The organism is Halioxenophilus sp. WMMB6, assembly GCF_033283405.1.
Classification (GTDB): Bacteria; Pseudomonadota; Gammaproteobacteria; order Pseudomonadales; family Cellvibrionaceae; genus Halioxenophilus.
Map to the genome: position 1 here is coordinate 1 of NZ_JAWMQR010000002.1, position 19,215 is coordinate 19,215.

At 54.0% G+C, this 19,215-nt stretch carries 22 protein-coding genes; 3 read left to right on the forward strand and 19 right to left on the reverse strand.

Features of this window, described 5'->3' with window-relative positions; all coding sequences use genetic code 11:
* Positions 1-681 precede the first annotated feature (681 nt).
* The gene (locus tag SBL51_RS05765) at positions 682-1,101 is read left to right on the forward strand and encodes a hypothetical protein (protein ID WP_317929942.1); all 420 of its coding nucleotides are present in this window, start codon (positions 682-684) and stop codon (positions 1,099-1,101) included.
* Position 1,102: 1 nt separating this feature from the next.
* Positions 1,103-1,747 (forward strand): glutathione S-transferase family protein, encoded by a 645-nt coding sequence (locus SBL51_RS05770; protein ID WP_317929943.1) that lies wholly within the window; start codon positions 1,103-1,105, stop codon positions 1,745-1,747.
* Between the two features lie 539 nt (positions 1,748-2,286).
* On the opposite strand, the gene clpX is transcribed toward SBL51_RS05770, so the two are convergent.
* From clpX to SBL51_RS05820, 10 genes are all read right to left on the reverse strand, one after another.
* The gene (gene clpX / locus SBL51_RS05775; protein ID WP_317929944.1) at positions 2,287-3,621 is read right to left on the reverse strand and encodes an ATP-dependent Clp protease ATP-binding subunit ClpX; all 1,335 of its coding nucleotides are present in this window, start codon (positions 3,619-3,621) and stop codon (positions 2,287-2,289) included.
* Positions 3,622-3,690: 69 nt separating this feature from the next.
* Positions 3,691-4,533 (reverse strand): nitrogen fixation protein NifM, encoded by an 843-nt coding sequence (gene nifM, locus SBL51_RS05780; protein WP_317929945.1) that lies wholly within the window; start codon positions 4,531-4,533, stop codon positions 3,691-3,693.
* 21 nt (positions 4,534-4,554) lie between these two features.
* Complete coding sequence (locus tag SBL51_RS05785; protein ID WP_317929946.1) at positions 4,555-5,022, reverse strand: nitrogen fixation protein NifZ; 468 nt, start codon at positions 5,020-5,022, stop codon at positions 4,555-4,557.
* Between the two features lie 33 nt (positions 5,023-5,055).
* Positions 5,056-5,391, reverse strand: coding sequence for a nitrogenase-stabilizing/protective protein NifW (nifW, locus tag SBL51_RS05790; protein WP_317929947.1), 336 nt, complete (start codon positions 5,389-5,391; stop codon positions 5,056-5,058).
* A 277-nt stretch (positions 5,392-5,668) separates the two neighbouring features.
* The gene (locus tag SBL51_RS05795; RefSeq protein ID WP_317929948.1) at positions 5,669-6,202 is read right to left on the reverse strand and encodes a hypothetical protein; all 534 of its coding nucleotides are present in this window, start codon (positions 6,200-6,202) and stop codon (positions 5,669-5,671) included.
* Between the two features lie 161 nt (positions 6,203-6,363).
* Entirely contained in the window at positions 6,364-7,257 is an 894-nt protein-coding gene (gene cysE / locus SBL51_RS05800; protein WP_411860463.1) for a serine O-acetyltransferase, read from the reverse strand.
* A gap of 49 nt (positions 7,258-7,306) precedes the next feature.
* Positions 7,307-8,461, reverse strand: coding sequence for a homocitrate synthase (nifV, locus tag SBL51_RS05805; RefSeq protein WP_317929949.1), 1,155 nt, complete (start codon positions 8,459-8,461; stop codon positions 7,307-7,309).
* Positions 8,462-8,896: 435 nt separating this feature from the next.
* Positions 8,897-10,105: a cysteine desulfurase NifS gene (gene nifS, locus SBL51_RS05810; protein ID WP_317929950.1), complete on the reverse strand. Its 1,209-nt coding sequence runs from the start codon at positions 10,103-10,105 to the stop codon at positions 8,897-8,899.
* 2 nt (positions 10,106-10,107) lie between these two features.
* Positions 10,108-11,028, reverse strand: a complete 921-nt coding sequence (nifU, locus tag SBL51_RS05815; RefSeq protein WP_317929951.1) for a Fe-S cluster assembly protein NifU — start codon at positions 11,026-11,028, stop codon at positions 10,108-10,110.
* A 164-nt stretch (positions 11,029-11,192) separates the two neighbouring features.
* Positions 11,193-11,516 (reverse strand): iron-sulfur cluster assembly accessory protein, encoded by a 324-nt coding sequence (locus SBL51_RS05820; protein WP_317929952.1) that lies wholly within the window; start codon positions 11,514-11,516, stop codon positions 11,193-11,195.
* A gap of 247 nt (positions 11,517-11,763) precedes the next feature.
* On the opposite strand from SBL51_RS05820, the gene SBL51_RS05825 reads away from it, so the two are divergent.
* Positions 11,764-12,036 carry a nitrogen fixation protein NifZ gene (locus SBL51_RS05825; RefSeq protein ID WP_317929953.1) on the forward strand — a complete coding sequence of 91 codons (273 nt, stop codon included), beginning with the start codon at positions 11,764-11,766 and terminating at the stop codon, positions 12,034-12,036.
* Between the two features lie 316 nt (positions 12,037-12,352).
* Here the strand turns inward: SBL51_RS05825 and SBL51_RS05830 are convergent, their stop codons facing one another.
* The 9 genes from SBL51_RS05830 to nifE form a co-directional block, all read right to left on the reverse strand.
* Positions 12,353-12,790: a hypothetical protein gene (locus tag SBL51_RS05830; protein ID WP_317929954.1), complete on the reverse strand. Its 438-nt coding sequence runs from the start codon at positions 12,788-12,790 to the stop codon at positions 12,353-12,355.
* A gap of 540 nt (positions 12,791-13,330) precedes the next feature.
* On the reverse strand, positions 13,331-13,720 hold the full coding sequence (locus tag SBL51_RS05835) for a hypothetical protein (RefSeq protein ID WP_317929955.1): 390 nt from the start codon (positions 13,718-13,720) through the stop codon (positions 13,331-13,333).
* Positions 13,721-13,732: 12 nt separating this feature from the next.
* On the reverse strand, positions 13,733-14,266 hold the full coding sequence (locus SBL51_RS05840) for a hypothetical protein (protein WP_317929956.1): 534 nt from the start codon (positions 14,264-14,266) through the stop codon (positions 13,733-13,735).
* A 23-nt stretch (positions 14,267-14,289) separates the two neighbouring features.
* Positions 14,290-14,613, reverse strand: a complete 324-nt coding sequence (locus tag SBL51_RS05845; protein ID WP_317929957.1) for a (2Fe-2S) ferredoxin domain-containing protein — start codon at positions 14,611-14,613, stop codon at positions 14,290-14,292.
* A gap of 176 nt (positions 14,614-14,789) precedes the next feature.
* Complete coding sequence (locus tag SBL51_RS05850; protein WP_317929958.1) at positions 14,790-15,002, reverse strand: CCE_0567 family metalloprotein; 213 nt, start codon at positions 15,000-15,002, stop codon at positions 14,790-14,792.
* A 49-nt stretch (positions 15,003-15,051) separates the two neighbouring features.
* Complete coding sequence (locus SBL51_RS05855) at positions 15,052-15,516, reverse strand: NifX-associated nitrogen fixation protein (protein ID WP_317929959.1); 465 nt, start codon at positions 15,514-15,516, stop codon at positions 15,052-15,054.
* 51 nt (positions 15,517-15,567) lie between these two features.
* Entirely contained in the window at positions 15,568-16,041 is a 474-nt protein-coding gene (locus SBL51_RS05860; protein WP_317929960.1) for a NifB/NifX family molybdenum-iron cluster-binding protein, read from the reverse strand.
* Position 16,042: 1 nt separating this feature from the next.
* Entirely contained in the window at positions 16,043-17,482 is a 1,440-nt protein-coding gene (gene nifN / locus SBL51_RS05865; RefSeq protein ID WP_317929961.1) for a nitrogenase iron-molybdenum cofactor biosynthesis protein NifN, read from the reverse strand.
* Position 17,483: 1 nt separating this feature from the next.
* Positions 17,484-18,938 carry a nitrogenase iron-molybdenum cofactor biosynthesis protein NifE gene (gene nifE / locus SBL51_RS05870; RefSeq protein ID WP_317929962.1) on the reverse strand — a complete coding sequence of 485 codons (1,455 nt, stop codon included), beginning with the start codon at positions 18,936-18,938 and terminating at the stop codon, positions 17,484-17,486.
* Positions 18,939-19,215 lie beyond the last annotated feature (277 nt).

Sequence of the window (19,215 nt, forward strand, 5' to 3'; positions counted from 1 at the left end):
CACCGGAGCGGATGATATTCCGTAGGGGCGATCGGCGATCGCCCGCAAGGTCCACCACCGCAGAGATAGAATTTGGCACAGAGGCCACCGCCGGCCCCCCGACGGTAAGAGCACAACACCGGAGCGGGTGATATTTCGTAGGGGCGATCGGCGATCGCCCGCAAGGTCCACCACCGCAGAGATAGAATTTGGCACAGGGGCCACCGCCGGTCCCCCGACAGTATGAGCACAACACCGGAGCGAGTGATATTTCGTAGGGGCGATCGGCGATCGCCCGCAAGGTCCACCACCGCAGAGATAGAATTTGGCACAGAGGCCACCGCCGGCCCCCCGACGGTAAGAACACAACACCGGAGCGAGTGATATTTCGTAGGGGCGATCGGCGATCGCCCGCAAGGTCCACCACCGCAGAGATAGAATTTGGCACAGAGGCCACCGCCGGCCCCCCGACGGTAAGAGCACAACACCGGAGCGAGTGATATTTCGTAGGGGCGATCGGCGATCGCCCGCGATGGACGCAATCATCACGGAGATGGAATTTGGCACAGAGGCCACCGTCGGTCGCGCCTCCGGGTAAGGGCTGACCGTAACACCTGGGCAAAAGCGCGGAACACTCCTTGCAGCAGCCTGATTTGCATGCCGTAAAACCCCCAAATTGGTAACAAAGCCCACAAAACCGAAATGACTGAACTGGCCACGCCCCTGCCCTCGCTCGCCGAGGAAAACCTTCGCCTGCAGCCGTTGCTGGCAGCCATCACGCTCGAGCCGCCGGAGTGCGACTGTATAACCGCAGTGATGCTGAAAATACTCGATGGCAAGTGCAAGATGCCGCCCCATGAGAAGGTGACCATGGAGGCGCTCTACCGCGCCACCAAACATCTACCCGGCCACCACCTGGGCGACGACTATCACACCTTTATCACCCCGTTTCTGGAGTGCGACCGCAGCCAGATTGCCGAAGAGAAGATTATGGCGATCTACGAACAGCGGGTATTGGCAGAGACCCAAATCTCGCGGCCGGTGATGAAAAAATTTAAAGGGCGGATGCGAAGCGAAGGGGTGCTGCCCAAGAAAGATAAATCCACCAGCGAGGATGACTAACGTGTTGAATTTCTATATGACCCCCGGCTCCTGCACCACCGGTATCCACATTTTATTGGAGGAGCTGGAGCTGGTGTTCAGTGCCAACATCGTCAACCTGGTGAAGGGCGATCAACACACGCCGGAATTCCGCGCTATCAACCCGCGCGGTACCATTCCGGTACTGGTGTTAAACAATGGCCAACCGTTAACCTCCTTCCTCGAGATCGCCTGGTGGCTGGGTTCGGCCTATCCCAAAAAAGGGTTGATTCCCACCGACCCCGTTGCCCAGGCGCGGATGCTCGACCTGCTCAGCTACGCGGTTAACCACATCCACGGCCAGGCCTTTACCCGCATCTTTACCCCCAGCAACTATTTTGTCGGCGACGCCGAGCCCGGCGTGCAGGAACCCCTATTGTACGAACAGGGTAAAGCGATGGTGATCACTGCCTTTGAGTGGGTGGCCGGGCAGATTCAAGCCAATATCGACGCCGGCCTCTATGCCTGTGGGCAGTTCAGCCTGGCCGATGCCGCCCTCTTCTACGTGGAGTTTTGGGCGGTGCGCAGTGATATTCCACTGCCCGAGGCGTGTCAGCAACACTACCAGGCCATGCTGAAACGGCCGCTGGTACGCCAGGTGCTGATGGAAGAGGGTTACCGGGTTTAAACCTTCCCACATTCTAAACTTGGGAACATGGAGGCGCGAGACCATTCAACTCAAGCAGAACCGCTATTTAATTCTCGTCCGTATCGTGTGCCCAGGGAGTTGGGGCGTAAGCCTGCGCCTTTAATTTAGCGTGTGGATTTACGTTGGTGAGGGGATTTATTTTCCCTGAAGTGGCTGTCTGTTCGGGTAAGCCATGCCAGCAACTATTTTGAGTTCCGGTAAGCTCGCCATAGGTTTCGATGCTCATTTTCCGTTAAAGGTTTTAGCTCGCCTATTTTCGCAACAAACAGGTAGCAGACAATATTGCCAACCACTGGCACCAACCAGACTCCTTTTATGAGCTGCTGTTTCAGTGGCAGGGGTAAATTCTCTCGCCGTCCAACTCGGCTGGTCAGTATTGCGGCCGGCAGCAGCCACGCCGCCCCAATCATAACTGCGACTACTACAAGAATTGTCTCTAACCCCACCATTACACACACCGGACAGATAAAAAAACAGGGCTATTAAAGCCCTGTTTTTTTTATCTGCGCAATAACCGCTCAGTTTTTATTGCTTAACACCATCTCAGAGTCGTCATCGTGACTGTGACTGGCGTGGTTGTGCTCCATCTCTTCCGATGAACCCAGAATCTCCTCGACGATAAATTCCGCCGCGTCGTTGACCTCTTTCTCATCAACAATGCAGGTGCTGATACCGGTTTTGGAGGGGAGATCGAACATGGTTTTGCGCAGTACGCTCTCCATAATGCCACGCAATCCCCGGGCACCGGTGCCACGGTCCAACGCTTTTTGCGCGATGCGGCGCAGCGCAGCGTCGGTGAACTCCAGCTTCACCCCTTGGTATTTAAACAGCTGCCGGTACTGGCGCACCAGGGCATTTTTAGGCTCCTGCAGAATGCGCAACAGCGCGTCGATATCGAGCTCTTGCAGGAAGGTGATGATGGGGAAGCGGCCGATAAATTCCGGAATAATGCCAAACATCTGGAAATCTTCCGGGCTCATCATGGCCAGCAGTTCATTGTTGGATTTTTTGCTGCTTTCGCTAACCATATTGCTGGCGGAAAAACCGATAGAACGTTTGCTCGGCTGAATCCGCTCGGAGACAATTTTATCCAAACCGGGGAAGGCGCCACCGACAATAAACAGAATATTGGTGGTGTCGATCATCACCTCTTCACCACCGCGGCGTTTGTCGCCCTTGGTCAGTTTCACCTGGCTGCCTTCGACCATTTTCAACAGTGCCTGTTGTACCCCTTCACCGGAGACATCGCGCACCGCCGCGGCACCGTTGCTGGTGCGCGCCAGCTTATCGATCTCATCGATGTAGACAATACCCCACTCGGCACGATTCACATCGCCATCGGCCGCCTCCAGCAATCGCTGCAGCACACTGTCGACATCATCACCGACATAGCCGGCCTGAGTGAGGGTGGTGGCATCGGCGATGACAATAGGCACACCAATAATGCGCGCTAAACTTTTCACCAGCAGGGTTTTACCTGTACCGGAGGGGCCGGCCATCAGCACGTTGGATTTCTCCAATTCAGCGCCGGTGTCGGCGTTGAGATCCTGCTCATCGTCGCCCTGATTTAACAGGCGCAGGTAGTGGGTGTAGACCGCGACCGAGAGGGTCTCTTTGGCTTCGTCCTGGCCGATCACATAACCATCGAGGTGTTCCTTAATTTCCAGCGGAGTTTTCAAGCTATTGATCATGGTGGCGCACTGTTTTTTGCGCCCCCAACTGGAGACCACCTGGTGGGCCAGACTGACACAACCTTCGCAGATCATCCCATTGTTGCCTGAAATCAGCGGCACTTCCGGAGATTTCTCCACGCCACAAAATGAACACTGAGCTTTATTGGTAGCATCTGTCATAGGCTAGACCTCGTCCGTTCGTTGACTAGTCGCGTTACTGCGACTAAAGCTTGAGGGTGCCGGCCTAAATCAGAGCGATTTAAGCCAGGCGCGTTGCCGAACTTTGCGGTTTCGATCCGAAAGTTTTTCAACAATAGAGGGCAGTACTTCGGCAAGTGGTACCGGCCCCTCGGGAGAGATGGAATCGCACATCAGTACGTGAAAACCAATAGGCGATTCAATCACATCACTGACTTCGCCGGCTTTCATGGAAAACAGCACATTTTCGATACTGGGGAAGAGCACCCCCTTTTTCACTCGCCCCAATTCACCGCCATTCATAGCCGTCGGGCACTCGGAATATTTGATGGCCTGCTCAGCAAAGCGTTTGGGCTTTTTCTGCAAACGCATGGCAATCTGGGTGGCCCGTTTGAAGGCCTCCTCGCGGCAGTTTTCCGGGAAGTCGGGATTGATGGTGATTAAAACGTGGCGCGCCTGGCGGGTCTCAGCCCGAAAAAATTTATCCGGGTTCATATAGTAGTAGAGCTTGGCGTCCGTTTCGGAACAGCCATCGGCGCTGGCCGCCACCATCTCCATGGTGGCATCCACCCGCAGGTTGGCGGTTACCGCCCGACGGAAGGCGTCGAGGTCGAGCTCAAAATTACTCAGCGTTTCGACAAACTCTTCGGTGTTATTGAAGCGTGCCGAAATACTGTTGATTTCACTCTCCACCTGCTCCGGTGTCACCACCACGTGGGCGGCTTCGGGGCTACGCAGCACTTTGGATTGCAGGGCCACCTGTGCCTGTGCAATTTTCTCCACCTGCTCGCGCTCCTCATCCGTCAATTTGGTGAGACTATCGCCAAATTGGGCAACCGCCACCTGGAGAGTCGCGTAGCGCAGATCTGAGTTGGGAGCTACCGTTGCTGTCATTGCAAACCCACCTCGTCGCGGTTAATGAGCGCTGGATTCAGCGTTTTCTTCTGCCGGCGGCTCTTCAGTAAGCACCGCTTCCGGCATCAGAAAGACGCGACCGTGAAAACGCACGTGATAGGAGACAGAAGTTTCGTCTTTGACGATTTTTTCAATTTCGCCAATATCCCCTTGCTCGGCGATAACTTCACCGCCCATCGCCAGAGTGCGGGCAGCATAGACTTTTTCACGAAACTCGAATTTGTTGGGCACCCAAGGATCATCTGCCCGAATCAGTTCCTCTTCCCGGCAACCGACAGTTTTACCGGCTTCCAGAAAAAAAACACGATAGATGATTTGATCCTGCAAGTAGCTGCCCACATCGTAGATTGCACCAACTTCACCTCGGCGCACCAGTAGAGTGCCTACCTCTTCACCGGGATAGGTGCCATCATTGCGCACGTTACGTGTTAAGCGAACTTCAGTGCCGTATTCGTAGCGAGGTTTCATAGCGTCAACTACCTCTTCCTATTAACAAAGCAATTAAGATTCCAGGAGTGACTCAACTGAGACAAAGCCCGTCTGCGGCTCGTGCATTTTGAAAACTTTAAATACTTTTTCAGTCAGCGCGTCAGACTCAACAAAATCCAGATAGGCGCGAGTCAGCAGGTTTTTGTAGATAGCCTTAAGCGCCTCTTCGTTCTCTGCCACCGCTTCCGGCAGAGCATCCTGGCCTTTGGTCAGGTAGTCATGGTAACGCTGCATAATGTGCAGGCGGTTAACAAACACGACGGTCTGGTCGTACTCAATTTCAAAATAATCGAGAAAATCTTCTGCGGAGCTCAGCTCTTCCAGGTCTTCCAAAAATTCGACGGTCATAACACCACCTCTGCCTTGTGAGATTTAAATTGGCCGATAATCCAGCCGCGCTGCGAAATTTTCCTGATCACACCCGGCCCAACACAGCAACCGGTAAATCCGCGATAAAAAACCATTTTTACGGTAGCGGTTCGCTTAAACCGCCGCTCCCTTTTGGATCACCCGCTGCTAAATTAACAACGTATTAATCACTTCAGTTAAGCGGCGGCGGCGTGCCTTCTGGCACTGCCTACGAACAACTATTTACCGCTACAATCCTTTAAAAAACCTTCAAACTTTATGCCACTACTGTGAGCTTGCCAAAATTGGCATTTTTACGGCGTTGATAACCTTCCACGGTTGCCAGCAGATAGCCGGTGCCCAGTCGGTCTTCTTTATCCAGCTCGAGAACTTTTTCCAACATCTGTACACCGAGGTCGACATTATCCAAACGCAGGTTGAGATAACCAGCCCCTTTTAGGGTCATCAGATAGAATCGCACCAAAGTCATGGAGTTCATCAAACCGTAAGCCAGCGTCTGCATATCCAGCTTCTGCCAGGGAATATCCATCTCCAATTTCGCTGAGGAGATAGCCATGGCTTTATCGGCACAATGCAGGGCATCCACGTAGCGGTGCTGGTAGTAGTAAAAGCGGTAGAGCGAAACCAATACCGTCAGGCTCTCAGGAGCCAGAAAGTAGGCGCGCAACAGAGGGTATTCAGCATTGCCTTCGGCATACGCCTCTGAGGCGCTGTCTATTAATTTTGAAACTTCGGCCGGTAGACTTTCATCGAAGTACATTTCACCGCCGGAGAAGTCGTGCAGATCCATTATCACCTCCAAAACCCAACACTTGATAAGTTGGCTAATGTTCAACGTCAAACGCGGTAATTTTTCAGAGTTGTTCTGACTGTTTCATCCTGAATCGGTCAGATTTTTCTTTAGTCTTTTCGCGCCCAACGAATTTAACTAATGCTCGCTTTTAATAAGCGTTATTGTGTTGCTCTTTTTTCTGACCGGCGTTTGCCACGCACCATTGGTAATGGTGTGTACTGGCCTACGCTACAGCCACAGTCGTAATCGCTGGCAGGTACCGCTTCAACGGGATCGCATATGGCTTCGCACGCGGGCTCGCAGTTGGCGGCCGGCAGATCAGCATTGATATGGCCAGCGTCCAGAAATTTTTGTTCAAGAAAATCCAGCCGGGAGAGTACACACTCCAGCGCCTTGCCTACCGGATCGGGGATCAGATGATGATCAAGATCGATGCCGTGACGTTCGGCCACCGCCTGGTGATTGGTGGAGCGGCTTTTACCGGCACCGGCGACAATCTTGCCGGGAATACCAACCACGGTGCAGTCATCGGGAACATCCTGCACCACTACCGAGTTGGCACCGACGCGGACGTTGCGACCCACGCAAATAGCACCCAGTATTTTGGCACCAGCGCCAACCATAACGCCGTCACACAACTCGGGGTGGCGACGCCCCTTGTTCCAGCTGGTACCGCCCAGGGTAACGCCATGATAGAGGGTGACGTCGTCGCCGATGATGGAGGTTTCGCCAATCACCACGCAAGCACCGTGGTCGATAAAAAAGCGACGGCCGATGGTGGCGGCAGGATGGATATCGACATTGGTCAACACCCGGCCGACAAAGGAGATAAGGCGCGGCAGATAGCGCCAACCACGATTCCATAAACGGTTGCTGATACGGTGCAGCGCCACCGCCTGAATACCGGGGTAGGTGGTAATTAATTCAAACCGGGTACGGGCGGCCGGGTCCCGCTCAAAGGCACAGTTCACATCTTCGCGCCAGTGTGCCATCACACCGATTTTGACATCCTTCGAGCTAGCTACTGTATTGCTTTCAATCGCGTCACTCATATCGAAATTTCCTGATGGGGGCTGGTCGCCCGGCTTGTGAAATTAATTACTAAGCACTTTCACCTAAGCTGGATGATGGTGAAACCAACACAAACTCTTCACACATCGCCCGTAAAACTTCTTCACTGGGGCTGCATTTAAATTCGCTGCAGTAGCGGCGCACTTTCAGCAGCAATTGCTGCAAGCTGTAGTCATCGAGTTCTATACCCAACAGCTGAATGTGTTGTTTCAGATGCGCTCGGCCAGAGTGCTTACCCAGCACAAAACTGTGGTCGCGGCCCAACTCCATGGGATCCAGCGCCTGATAGTTGCGCCGATCTTTCAGCAGGCCATCGACGTGGATACCGGCCTCGTGCATGAAGACACCGGCTCCGATAATACTTTTTTGCCAGGCCACCGGGCGGTTGGAGGCGATGGCCACATAGTTGGAGACATCGGCAATCGCCTGGGGATTGATGCCGGTGTCGATGCCGTGCAGATGCTTGAGCGCCATAACCAGCTCTTCCATCGGCGCATTACCGGCTCGCTCACCCAACCCGTTGACGGTGGTATTAATGTGGGTGGCACCAGCGGCAACGGCGGCCAGGGTATTGGCAGTGGCCAAACCGTAGTCGTCGTGGGCGTGCATCTCCAAGTCCATGTCACACACGGAGCGCAGATGTGCAATTTTTTTGTAGGTGGCGAAGGGGTCTAGGGTGCCCAGGGTATCGGCGAAGCGCAGACGCTTGGCACCGGCGCTTTGTGCGGCTTCGGCCACTCGCGCGAGGAAGTCGGCATCGGCGCGCGAGGCGTCTTCCATGCCCACACAAATCTCAAAACCTTCGTCGCAGCCCTTGGCCACCAACCGGTGGATACGCTCAATCACCTGCTCGGGGGTGATATTCAACTTGAAGTGAATTTGCTGAGTGGAGACCGGAATCGAGAGATCGACCATGTCTACGCCGGTGGTTTTGGCCGCGGCCAAGTCGGTGTCGGCCATGCGACACCAGGCCAACAGGCGGGCGTTGAGATTAAGGCCGGCAATCGCTCGCATCACCTCGCGTTCGTCATCACCCATAGCCGGGATACCAATTTCGAGCTCCGGCACACCCATGGCATCCAACTTACTGGCGATGGTGAGCTTCTCTTCGGTACTGAAAGCAACGCCCGCGCTCTGTTCACCATCGCGTAGGGTAGTGTCATCGATAATTACGGTTGCCTTCATAAATCACCTGCAAAAATCTTGGCTTAATGCCACGGCCAATTGCGCCTCACCAGCAAGGGTTCGGGCCTGTTAACGCGTTATTGCAACCCCCATTCCAGAAAATATTTATCAATAATTTCAACAAGTTAAATTTGCCGAAACGCTTTCACAGCCAACAAAAACAACAACCGGAGCGCGATTGTCACAAACCTCACACGAAAAGCCCGCATTGACACTTTGTGCGTTTGTAGCAAATGTAACAAACAGCCCAAGATTGGCCTGTGGCAGTGGTGATATTGGCTTGTGAGGCGGGAAAAAAACGAGGGATTGGGTTCGGTAAAGGAAAAAAAGCCCCGGTTAAGGGGCCGCAAAGCAAACCGCTCTTTTTCAGTTGAGCACTTCAAAGGAGATCAAAAAAACTTCCCAGCGATTCCGACTGGGAAGCAAAGACGCAAACTAGGCGTATACGGGTGCGAAGCTCTCTTCCGGATTTTCCACCGGACCGTTTTCTCCCCAGTAGGGTGAGAGCTTGCGCAATTTAGCTACAATCGGAGGCACTTCGGCGATTACGCGCTCAATCTCTTCCATAGTGTTGTAGCGGGAGAGAGAGAAACGAGTAGTGCCGTGGGCGGCGGTATAGGGCAGACCCATCGCCATCATCACGTGTGAAGGCTCCAGGGAACCGGAAGTACAGGCAGAACCACTGGAAGCAGCAATACCGACCTTGTTCAACAGCAACAGAATCGCTTCACCTTCGATGTACTCAAACGAGATACTGGCGGTGTTGGGCAGGCGGTTTTCGAGGTCGCCATTCACAAAGCAGTTGGGAACCGCGGCCAGAATGCCCTCTTCCAGACGATCGCGCATGGCCTTCACTTGGGTGTTTTCAAACTCCATGTGTTCGGCAGCCATTTCACAGGCTTTACCCAAAGCGATAATACTGGTGACGTTTTCTGTACCGGCACGACGACCACGCTCCTGGTGCCCACCACGCAGCAGCGGACGGAAACGGGTACCGCGCTTCAGGTAGAGCACACCCACACCTTTGGGTGCGTGCAGTTTGTGGCCGGAAAGCGACAGCATGTGGATATCACTGTTTTCCAGATCGATGGGAATTTTACCAACTGCTTGCACGGCATCGGTGTGAAACATAACACCGGCCTCGTTGGCCAGGGTAGCCATCTCTTCGATGGGGAAGATAGTGCCGGTCTCGTTGTTGGCCCACATCACACTGACGACAGCGACCTTGTCACTCAATACCGCTTTGTACTCGTCCATATCCAGACGACCCTGACGATCCACTTTCAATTTATGAACCGTGTAACCTTCGGTCTCCAGGTGCTCACACAGGTTGAGTACCGCCGGGTGCTCTACCACAGTAGTGATAATCTCTTTGCGATCCGGCTGGGCACGCAGAGCAGACATAATGGCGGTGGAGTCGGCTTCAGAACCACATGATGTGAAAATAATTTCTGAATCAAATTCCGCACCCAGGAGTTTTTGCACCTGCTTGCGTGCTTTTTTTACCGCTTGACCAACCTTGTTACCAAAACTGTGCAGTGAAGATGGGTTGCCAAACTGCTCGGAGAAGTATGGCAGCATCTCTTCAACCACGGCGGGATCCACCATGGTTGTTGCATTGTTGTCCAGGTAGATATCCGACATGATTAGGCTCCTTCCATTGCAACTGGCATTTCGGTGTCAGGCAGAACCTTCACGAACTCACCCAACTCCTCAATCAAACGCTGTTGAATACCACCTAACGTCATCGCGGCCATTTGGCAACCACTACAGGCGCCGGTCAGGTGCACGTAGATAATTTTGCCGTCTACATCCACCAGTTCAACGTCGCCGCCGTCCGCTTGCAGGTTAGGACGGATTGAATCCAAAACCATTTCGATGATTTTGATTTTCTTCAGCATACCGCTGGCTTTGCTGGGCTTGGCGGCAGCAACGGGCGCGGGTGCAGGAGCAGCGGCGGCGGCTTTGCCAACACCGGCGGCAACAAAGCTCTCACCGGCTTCGGCCAGCACGCGGGTAAGCACGGCTTCGATGGCTTCGTGACAAGAAGAACAACCGCCACCCGCTTTGGTGTAGTTGGTCACCTCTTCCACGGTATGCAGGTTATTGGCACGAATGGTCTCTTCCACCATCACTTCATCGACGGCGAAACATTTACAGATCAGAGCACCCTCTTCGTGGTCGTCTTTCCACTCTTCGCCGCGGTAGTTGGCGACAGCGGCCTGCAGAGCTTCACGGCCCATAACGGAACAGTGCATTTTTTCAGGGGGCAGGCCGTCGAGATAGTCGGCGATATCTTGGTTGGAGATCTTCAGGGCTTCATCGAGAGTCAGACCTTTGATCATTTCAGTGAGCGCCGAGGAGGACGCAATAGCTGAACCACAGCCAAATGTTTGGAACCCAGCATCTTCGATGACTTCGTTCTCTGGGTTAACTTTCAAGGTTAATCGCAGGGCATCGCCACAGCTAATCGAACCAACATCACCAACGGCGTTTGCGTCAGCTACTGCACCAGCATTTCTTGGGTCAAAGAAATGCTCTTGAACCTTCTCAGAATAATCCCACATGGCTAATCCTCCAAAAATCTGTTTGTAAGTCCTGTCTGCTAGCCGATTAGAACAGGAAGCTTAATTTGGTTTTTTCTCGCTGGCTTGCCATTCTCTCAACGCGGTTATCCCACCAACGGAGTACGGTTAAATCGTGGGCTGACTATAGTTATGATGCTTCGCCACTAAGCAGAAAACGACTTGCCACAACCACAGCTGGCTGTTGCATTGGGGTTTTCGAATTTAAAACCACTACCTTCCATACCATCGATAAAATCTACGGTCACTCCGGCCAACAGAGGCTCGCTGGCTTTGTCAATAACCAGGTTGATGCCATTAACTTCCTGCACGGTATCGTCTTCGGCAATGCTGTCTTCCAAGCGCAAACCGTATTGGAAACCGGAGCAGCCACCGCCATCGACCTTAATACGTAAGCCTGCGATATTTTTTTCACTGTTCTGAATAAAACGAGTCACCGCCTGTACTGCGCTATCAGTCAAGATAACCATCTGTACTTCTCCTCTCGTGGCAAAGTGTTTGCTAAACCCAATTTCGTCTTCCGTTGGAATCATTCAATGCCGGTTGGCATCGATGAGGATTCGTAAGAGAGGTGGTGCAATGGCTATACCACACACCTTTTCTTTATTTTTTTTGATGAAAATCAATGAATTAAATAGCCAGCACTACGCAGTTAGGTGTGTAGAAAACGACTTCAAACACAGGTTTGTAGTACTTCCGACAAAATAGGAGCCAGTGATGCCTCAGTATCAGTTACAACCCGGCGATACCATCTTAGCCACCCGCGACATCCACAACGACGGCAGCTTCCCGGACTACGAGGAAGACGCATTATTGGTCAAGGCCGGAACTCGTGGCGTGGTGATCAATTTCGGTCACTTGGAGGAGAACGAGGACCAGGAGGTCTTCCTGGTGAAGTTTGAAAATGCCGCCGACGGCACAGAATTGGGCCCTCCCATTGGTTGTTGGCCAGAGGATATCGAGGTGATTCCCGACACCCTGGGACACTAACAATCGCGTCGCATTAGCAACAGAGTCGCATTCACGACACACGCCGCAGGCGTGGCCGGTTACTTCGCCAGCCCTGCCCACTGGCAGCGACGAGGTTGTTGATGGTGGGTAAAGCTGGCACCGGCTCACCTGGCTGCCGATAACCTGGCCACAAGAGTGGACCGGTTACTGGCGGCTCGGGGGTTTGACGGCTCGGGTGTTTGACGGCTCGGGTGTTTGACGGCTGGCGTAATATCGCGCCAGTTGAGCAACGTGGGCTCAACCGCGCTGGAAATGTATCGTTTATTGGTTTTATCGGCTTGCAGTCGGCCAGTGATTAATTGTCGTGGCCCAGCAAAAAGTCGTAAACGCAACGCATAATCAGCCGCTCTATGCCTTCTAGTGCGAAGCAGTCGGGCAACTCGATCCAGCGGCACCCCTCCGGGGCGGCAAAGGGCTGTTCCTGTTCCACTTTCACCAGGTAGATAGGCAACTTTGCCCCGGGTGTATCCACCCATTGTCGAAACTCCGGCACAATGGAGAACAGCTTGGGGTCAATTTGTAAGCTTTGCGACAATTGTTTCAGATACTGGGCGGGATGCAGTGCTAAACAGTGTTGGGAATCGCGGGCATCCAGTAATTCCGAGAGCTTTGGCAAGGCCGTCGGCCAGACAATATGAGTTAACGGCGACAACAAAAAGCGCAGACGGGCACTGGTGGGGTGAATGTGGTGGATAACAAATCGCAGGGGTAGCGAATCGCTATTGACGTTCATGGCTTGTCGCTCTTATAGATTTGGCTGTGGGGGCCTGTCGATAAAGCCACACAGCGGTTGACACTATAACTGACCCGACACGCTATGTAGTTCACTGCCACCGCTCGCAGTCGGGATTAATTTGCAGCCGGAGTCTAAAGCCACGGCCTGCCTATTTTCAGCGGCACCTAACAGCTTTACAACGGTGCCCTTTTTTGGTGGTCACAGCCGCACCGACAATAACCACACAAATGACCACACACCTGCACCCAACGGAAACCAACGGCAATCGGCCGGGCTGCTTTTTCCGAACCGCAGAATCTCTTGGCCAGGGAGCGCATAGCGGCCACGCCAAGGCGCAAACTACAGAAAGTTGAGCGCCCCGCGGGACGCCGAGTAGCCCGTTTGATTTTTCTATCCATAGAAGAGCGGGGTTTTAGGCTAGTTGCCGGCGTGCTTGCCCGCAGACAGCGTTAGCAGACAGCACAACTGAGTCGCACGTGATTCTGGCAGGCGTCGGCAGCAACGATTACGGGTGGCGCTGGCTAGGGCCCGTTGACACTAGATCGCCGGTAGCAACCTGAGTTCGGTTTTGATCTCCTGACGATTGCCCCAGGCCGTCACCGACTCCACAAACCAGCGGACATCGTTGGGGTGGTCGCGCACCACGTCCACCTCAGCATAGACGCTGCCATTGGGCCGAATCTGCACTTCGCCGGTCTGGCTGCCGTGTGTATCCAGCCAGGTTCCCACCAGAGTTTCACTGCCGTCGAAAGGGTCGACCTGCAGTCGATATTGGGCCAGTTCCGGGCGGGGGATCACATTCAGTGCGTCCTCCATACCGGTATCGGTCAGGCGCAGGCGTAGCGCCTGCCAGATTTCAACCAACAACTTTTTTTCACGCTCAAACACTGCGTTGGTTTGGCTGTCGGTTTCAGTCGATGCAGGCATGGCACTCTCCGCTTAAAAAGATTCGGCAATATAAAGGTAATTACCGCCACCAATTTCATCGTGCGGATCCAGCTCCGCCAATTTGCTGAGCACTGTCTTGGCCAGAAATACTTTGCCCCGACGCAGGCGAATAACACCCAGAGCTTTCAGACAAAAAAGAAAGTGGCGCTGATCAGAGTCATGGCTTAGCCAATCAATGGTGCAACTTTTTAAGCGCCGATAGTTGTGACTGAAGCCGTTGCGCTCGGCAATCATACGCATGGCTGACCAGACAATCCGTTCAGCTTCCACATAGCGCGCTACACGAAAGTAGAATTTGAACAAGGCGATATAGGGATCAACACAACCTGGCCACTGGTCGCGGATAGCCAACAAACGGCTCTCCAGGTACTGGTTGCCCCGCACCTCGGAGCGGCCATCGTTTTTGGCGAAGTCCAGTTCCAGCAGGCGGTTCAACTCCAGAGCCAATTCGGCGGGGATTTTGCGTGAAAAATAGTTACGCTCGCCCCCGATAAACTGCACATTACTGACGTCTGCGTCGCTCATTTGCTTGCTATCCAATCCTAGATTTACCAAACCTCGGCCGGTGCCAGCTTCTCAACCACAGGCTCACCTTTCAACAGATGTTGCTCAACGATTTGACCAACATCCTCCGCTTGCACCTGGGTATACATAGTGCCTTCCGGATAGACCAAAACATTGGTACCCACCTGACATGGACCCAAACAACCGGTATTGGTCAGCGCAACTTTACCGAGCAAGCCGCTCTTGGTAAGTGCAGCACCAAAGGCCTGAAACACCTGGGGAGCACCGGTGTGCCCGCAACTACCGCGAGGATGATTTTCCGGGCGGACTTGACCACATACAAATACATGCCGCTCTGGCTTAGGCATATTCACCTCCTGTCGGGCTTCACCCGGCGACAACAATGCCGGGGAATAATTTACAAATTAAGGCGCCGGTTCGACCTTGAGCGACTCTTTGGAACAGCTCAATGACAGCTTGATTTCAGCACCAACAACCGTTACTTCAAACGACTAACTTCCAATAGCTGGGCTAAGCCAAAGCACTAGGCGGTGGCGGATTCAGCTTCCAGTTTTTTGTTGGCTTCATCCCACTCGCGGCAGGCCGCAGCCGTTTGCTCGGCCAGTTCACCCAGCTTGTTGTAGTCTGTCCACAGGGAGTCTTCCACCAAATCGTGCACCGCGGAAGCCAGCTCAGTGGCAATACGTTTTTTCTTGCTCACCTGTTTTTTCAGAGCTTTTAATTCATCTTCAGTCATGATCTTGCCCTCCAACAAAAGCTAACATTGCGCTGTTATTCAGCGACGATTACAACTCGGCTACCGTGCGATGCTCGTTAACCAATCCAGCTGCCTTGCTGACAATTTTTTCACCCTCTTCGATCATTTTTTCCATGGTTGGAAAGCCGAAACGGTGAACGTCGCGCAGGGTTTTATCCATCGCAATTAATTTGCCGACCACGATAAACGCGCGACCAAAACCTTCGTGAGTGAGGTTGACCACAGGCACCGCCATCAGGCCACACTCTTTTTCAATCAGCGAAGAGAGTGCGTTGTAGTAAGCCTTCAAGCGCGCAACGATCACTTCATCGGGATCACCCACCACTGGAATTTCGCGTTTGCGCTCTTTAGTTAAAACCAGCGGGTTGATGACCTTCTCGTCGCTCCAGTTATCGTAAGTGCCATAGCTGTCCATGGCGCGTAACTGAATAACCATTTGGCGTACGAATGGGTGCTCCATAACGCTTTCTGATATTTCTACGGCTTCACTCATGAGTTTGTCTCCATTAATTGAGATTGTTCGGGTTGCTAATTCAGCCGGCGGTTATTCATCCCAGCCTTCCATCTCCATTTCATTGAAACGGGAGATGTTTAAAGTGCTTTTTGTCATCGCCTTGGCCAACCAGCTGGACGGCCCCTGACGTAACTCGGCTTGCAAGGCATCGATCAGGTCTTCGATCAGAGCCCCCTCAACCACCTTTACCGGCTGCACACCAATATCCAGCAGCCGACGCACGCCCGAGGCACCACAGGCGCGGCAGTAGACCGCAATGCAGTCTTCAAGAATGGCCAGTTTTTCCGCCAGTTTGGCTTCGTTTTCATCGCTGCCGATGGCTTCAAACTCGGCCAGCGACAACAGCACTTTGCTGTCCGGGTTGATACCGTATATGACAAACTCCAGCGCCGAACCAAAATGTTGATCGACATGCTTCTGATCAGAGGAGGCGAAGGCCACTTTCATCAGTGGCTCCTGGGGTTCATCGGTCACCACCGACAAACTTCGCTTTAATCCGCTCACCTCAATGACCTCCCCAGACGTTGGGACCTCGCTCTCCCAGATTCTGATAGATCGCCTGCGCTTCCGGTTTTTGGGAATAAACAGAGTGGTAAGGCTGGATATCCTGGTGGTGCGCCAACTTCATATTGGCGATATCAAACAGGGTATTTTGAATACCGCGATAACCGAACCAGCAACGCTGGAAACCACCCAACAGATCGTATTGGGGGAAACCGACTCGCAACAAAGGGACATGCAGGCGCTCGGCACTGGCCGAGGCGTGGGAGTTGCCAATCAACATATCCACCCCTTTCTCTTTGCCGATATTTTCCAGGTCCTCCAGGTCGCCGACCTGCACCGAGTCGACAGAGAGCTTGCCCATGGTTTTGGTCTTGGCCGGTATCACCACCGCTGACATTTCCGCACCCATGGCGGTCATCAGTGCGTCGAAGGCGGTCACCAGGTCGGGGTCGGCGGCGATACCCACACGGGTGGTGCCGATCATAAAGTGGGTATCGAGCATGGCATCCTGCAGCTGCTGACGCTGGCGCTGCCATTTCACAGCGACACCCTGGCCACTGATCTCCGATAACGTGGCCAACCATTGGTCGACGGCTTCCAACGTCATCAGATGGGGAAAGTGGTGGCTGGGCACGCCGGTGCGCTCCAGCATCACCTTACCGGCCGCTTTGATGGAGTCGCCCACCACCAGGGTGGCCGCGCTCTCGCCGGCGGTTTGCAGGTCGGCCACCGACAGGCCACCGGTGGTCAACGGGTTGTAGGCTTCATCGGAGAGGTGGCCGTCGAGAGAGCCGGAGAGGTCGGGAATCAACATGGCGCGCAGGCCGAAACTCTCGATACTCTCAACGATGTACTCCAGGTCACCCGGGGTGAGATTGGCATGGCAGAGAACATTGACCTGTTTTTTGCGAACGCCGGCGCGGGTGCGCTCGGGCTCGTCGCCATTGGCCGGAAAGTAGGTTTGCGGAATCAGGGTTTCCAGAATCGCTTTCAGTGCCAGCGCGAAACCGCTCTCGAAGCTGCCGGTAAAGTCGGGGGTATTGACCGACACCACATGGTTGTTTTCAAACTGCGGGTACTTGGCCTTGAACCGCTTAACCGAGCCGTGCACGTCGGCCCCCTGCGTCTCAGCCAAGCCGGTAGTCACCATGCCGAGAATGCTGGGTGAGTTCTTTTCGCAGATGTTTTTCAGCGCCTCGACAATGTTTTCGTCGGCGCCCATCACGGAACTCACCTGGTCCATGGCGGTGGTCTGCAGGGGAATCGGCTCGCGGAAGTGGCGCACAAAGAAGACCTTGGCGAAGGCTGTACAACCCTGCGAGCCATGCATGATCGGCATAGCCCGGGAGAAGCCCAAAAACGCCAGAGAGGCACCGACGGTTTGGCTCGCTTTTAAAGGGCTAACTGAAAGGGCTTTCTTGCGTTTGATGACTTCGGTCATATCAGGCCTCCACCACGTCATTGGCTGCGGGTTCGTTGCTGGCGGTTAACGGCAGCCCGACTGTGGCCGGCTCTGCGACACTGCTCTCCCAGGGCGCTTTGCTGCGGGCGGCGTTCCACACCGGGCTCTCCAGCGTCAATGTCAGCTGGCGCACCAATTCCAGCATGCCGTCGTAACCGGCGTAGCCAAATTCGCGCTCTTGGTTGATATCGAGGAAGGGCACACGGGCTTTGAGCGCGGTGTACATGTTGCGGCCACCGGCGATGAGTATGTCGGCCTGGTAGTCTTTTACGATGCGCAGCAGCTCTTTCGGGTTACCGTCGTCGATCATCAGGGTGTCGTCGCCCATCAACTCACGGATCCGGGCTTTATCCTCTTCCGTGGACTTTTTGGTACCGGTGGCAACTACCTTCATGCCCAAGTCTTGCAGAGCAGAGATCACCGACCAGGATTTCACACCGCCGGTGAAGAGCAGTACGCGCTTGCCTTCTAAGCGCGGGCGCCATTTATTGAGTTCTTCACGAATGCGCTTCTCTTCGCTCTCGATGAGCGCTTCAGTGCGTGCAGTTAAATCGTCATCATTGATGAGTTTGGCAAAGCCTCGCAGGGCTTCGGAGGTATCGGTAATGCCGTAGAAGCTGCCTTCGAACCAAGGAATTTGGTATTGGTCTTCCATTTTGCGGGCCACGTTCAACATAGCTTTGGAGCACACCATCATATTCACTTCGGCGCGGTGCATGGTTTGCACTTCGTGGAAACGAGCGTCACCGGAGAGGGTGCAGAGTACCCGTAGGCCGAGCTTATCGAGCAGCGGCAACACAAACCAAAACTCACCGGCGATGTTGTATTCACCCACCAGGTTTACATCGTGCACCTTGATGCCTTCGCGATGGGCAAACCCTGGGATCGGCTCTGGCTCGCGGGTGCCAATCACATGCTTAACCATCGCGTCGGCAGCGATGCGATTACCGAGGTTTTTGGTGCCGTAGAAGCCGGCGCTGTCGATGGGCACAACCGGCACACCCCAGCGCTCCTGTGCGGCTTTACACACGGCATCAATGTCATCACCAATTAGCGCGGGCACACAGGTGTTATAAACAAATACAGCAGGTGGATTGTAATCTTCAACCGCTTGTTTGATGGAGTGGAACAGACGCTTCTCACCGCGTCCCATTACCACGTCTTGTTCGGTGAGGTCGGTGGTCATACCCACACGAAAGAGATCGGGGCCGCTGCTACGAGTACCCCGGTTATCCCAGCTGCTACCGGCACAGGCGATGGGGCCATGCACTACGTGAGCAACATCAGCAATGGGCAGCAAGGCGATCTGAGCACCGTCGAAGGCGCAACCCCCTGCGGCCGAACCCGGCTTGGGTTTGGCACAGCCGGATTTGGATTTTTTGTTGTGTTCACACGCGGGTTCGTCAAGCAGTTCTGCAATCTCTTTGGCTTTCATAGACCGGTCTTCCCCTGTGTTTAGGCTTGGGCGGGGGTGTACCGAACAACAACCAGGGTTGTAGCCGGAACACCCGCTTTTGTAGATCCGGTGCAAAGAGTGAGCCCGCCCCAGTCGAGCCAATAACTCAATGATTTATAAGGGGTTTAGCAAACCAACAGAGCTGTAGTAAACACGACAAACACGCAGTTGTTGGTGTTACTACAACAAGATTGAGGGGGGATTTGGCGCTGCTTTGACGGGTTTGCAGCAGAGGCCAGGGGCCGCTTGCGCCATC

Bases quoted from the DNA above. Each gene is read 5' to 3' on its own strand.
- SBL51_RS05765 (WP_317929942.1), top strand. From the start codon at position 682: ATGACTGAACTGGCCACGCCCCTGCCCTCGCTCGCCGAGGAAAACCTT.
- nifN (WP_317929961.1), bottom strand. From the start codon at position 17,482: ATGACCGAAGTCATCAAACGCAAGAAAGCCCTTTCAGTTAGCCCTTTA.
- SBL51_RS05785 (WP_317929946.1), bottom strand. From the start codon at position 5,022: ATGAAACCTCGCTACGAATACGGCACTGAAGTTCGCTTAACACGTAAC.
- SBL51_RS05835 (WP_317929955.1), bottom strand. From the start codon at position 13,720: ATGCCTGCATCGACTGAAACCGACAGCCAAACCAACGCAGTGTTTGAG.
- nifV (WP_317929949.1), bottom strand. From the start codon at position 8,461: ATGAAGGCAACCGTAATTATCGATGACACTACCCTACGCGATGGTGAA.
- SBL51_RS05795 (WP_317929948.1), bottom strand. From the start codon at position 6,202: ATGGATCTGCACGACTTCTCCGGCGGTGAAATGTACTTCGATGAAAGT.
- SBL51_RS05825 (WP_317929953.1), top strand. From the start codon at position 11,764: ATGCCTCAGTATCAGTTACAACCCGGCGATACCATCTTAGCCACCCGC.
- nifW (WP_317929947.1), bottom strand. From the start codon at position 5,391: ATGACCGTCGAATTTTTGGAAGACCTGGAAGAGCTGAGCTCCGCAGAA.
- SBL51_RS05830 (WP_317929954.1), bottom strand. From the start codon at position 12,790: ATGAACGTCAATAGCGATTCGCTACCCCTGCGATTTGTTATCCACCAC.
- SBL51_RS05855 (WP_317929959.1), bottom strand. From the start codon at position 15,516: ATGAGTGAAGCCGTAGAAATATCAGAAAGCGTTATGGAGCACCCATTC.
- SBL51_RS05845 (WP_317929957.1), bottom strand. From the start codon at position 14,613: ATGCCTAAGCCAGAGCGGCATGTATTTGTATGTGGTCAAGTCCGCCCG.
- cysE (WP_411860463.1), bottom strand. From the start codon at position 7,257: ATGAGTGACGCGATTGAAAGCAATACAGTAGCTAGCTCGAAGGATGTC.
- SBL51_RS05850 (WP_317929958.1), bottom strand. From the start codon at position 15,002: ATGACTGAAGATGAATTAAAAGCTCTGAAAAAACAGGTGAGCAAGAAA.
- nifE (WP_317929962.1), bottom strand. From the start codon at position 18,938: ATGAAAGCCAAAGAGATTGCAGAACTGCTTGACGAACCCGCGTGTGAA.
- nifM (WP_317929945.1), bottom strand. From the start codon at position 4,533: ATGACAGCAACGGTAGCTCCCAACTCAGATCTGCGCTACGCGACTCTC.
- SBL51_RS05820 (WP_317929952.1), bottom strand. From the start codon at position 11,516: ATGGTTATCTTGACTGATAGCGCAGTACAGGCGGTGACTCGTTTTATT.
- clpX (WP_317929944.1), bottom strand. From the start codon at position 3,621: ATGACAGATGCTACCAATAAAGCTCAGTGTTCATTTTGTGGCGTGGAG.
- SBL51_RS05840 (WP_317929956.1), bottom strand. From the start codon at position 14,266: ATGAGCGACGCAGACGTCAGTAATGTGCAGTTTATCGGGGGCGAGCGT.
- nifU (WP_317929951.1), bottom strand. From the start codon at position 11,028: ATGTGGGATTATTCTGAGAAGGTTCAAGAGCATTTCTTTGACCCAAGA.
- nifS (WP_317929950.1), bottom strand. From the start codon at position 10,105: ATGTCGGATATCTACCTGGACAACAATGCAACAACCATGGTGGATCCC.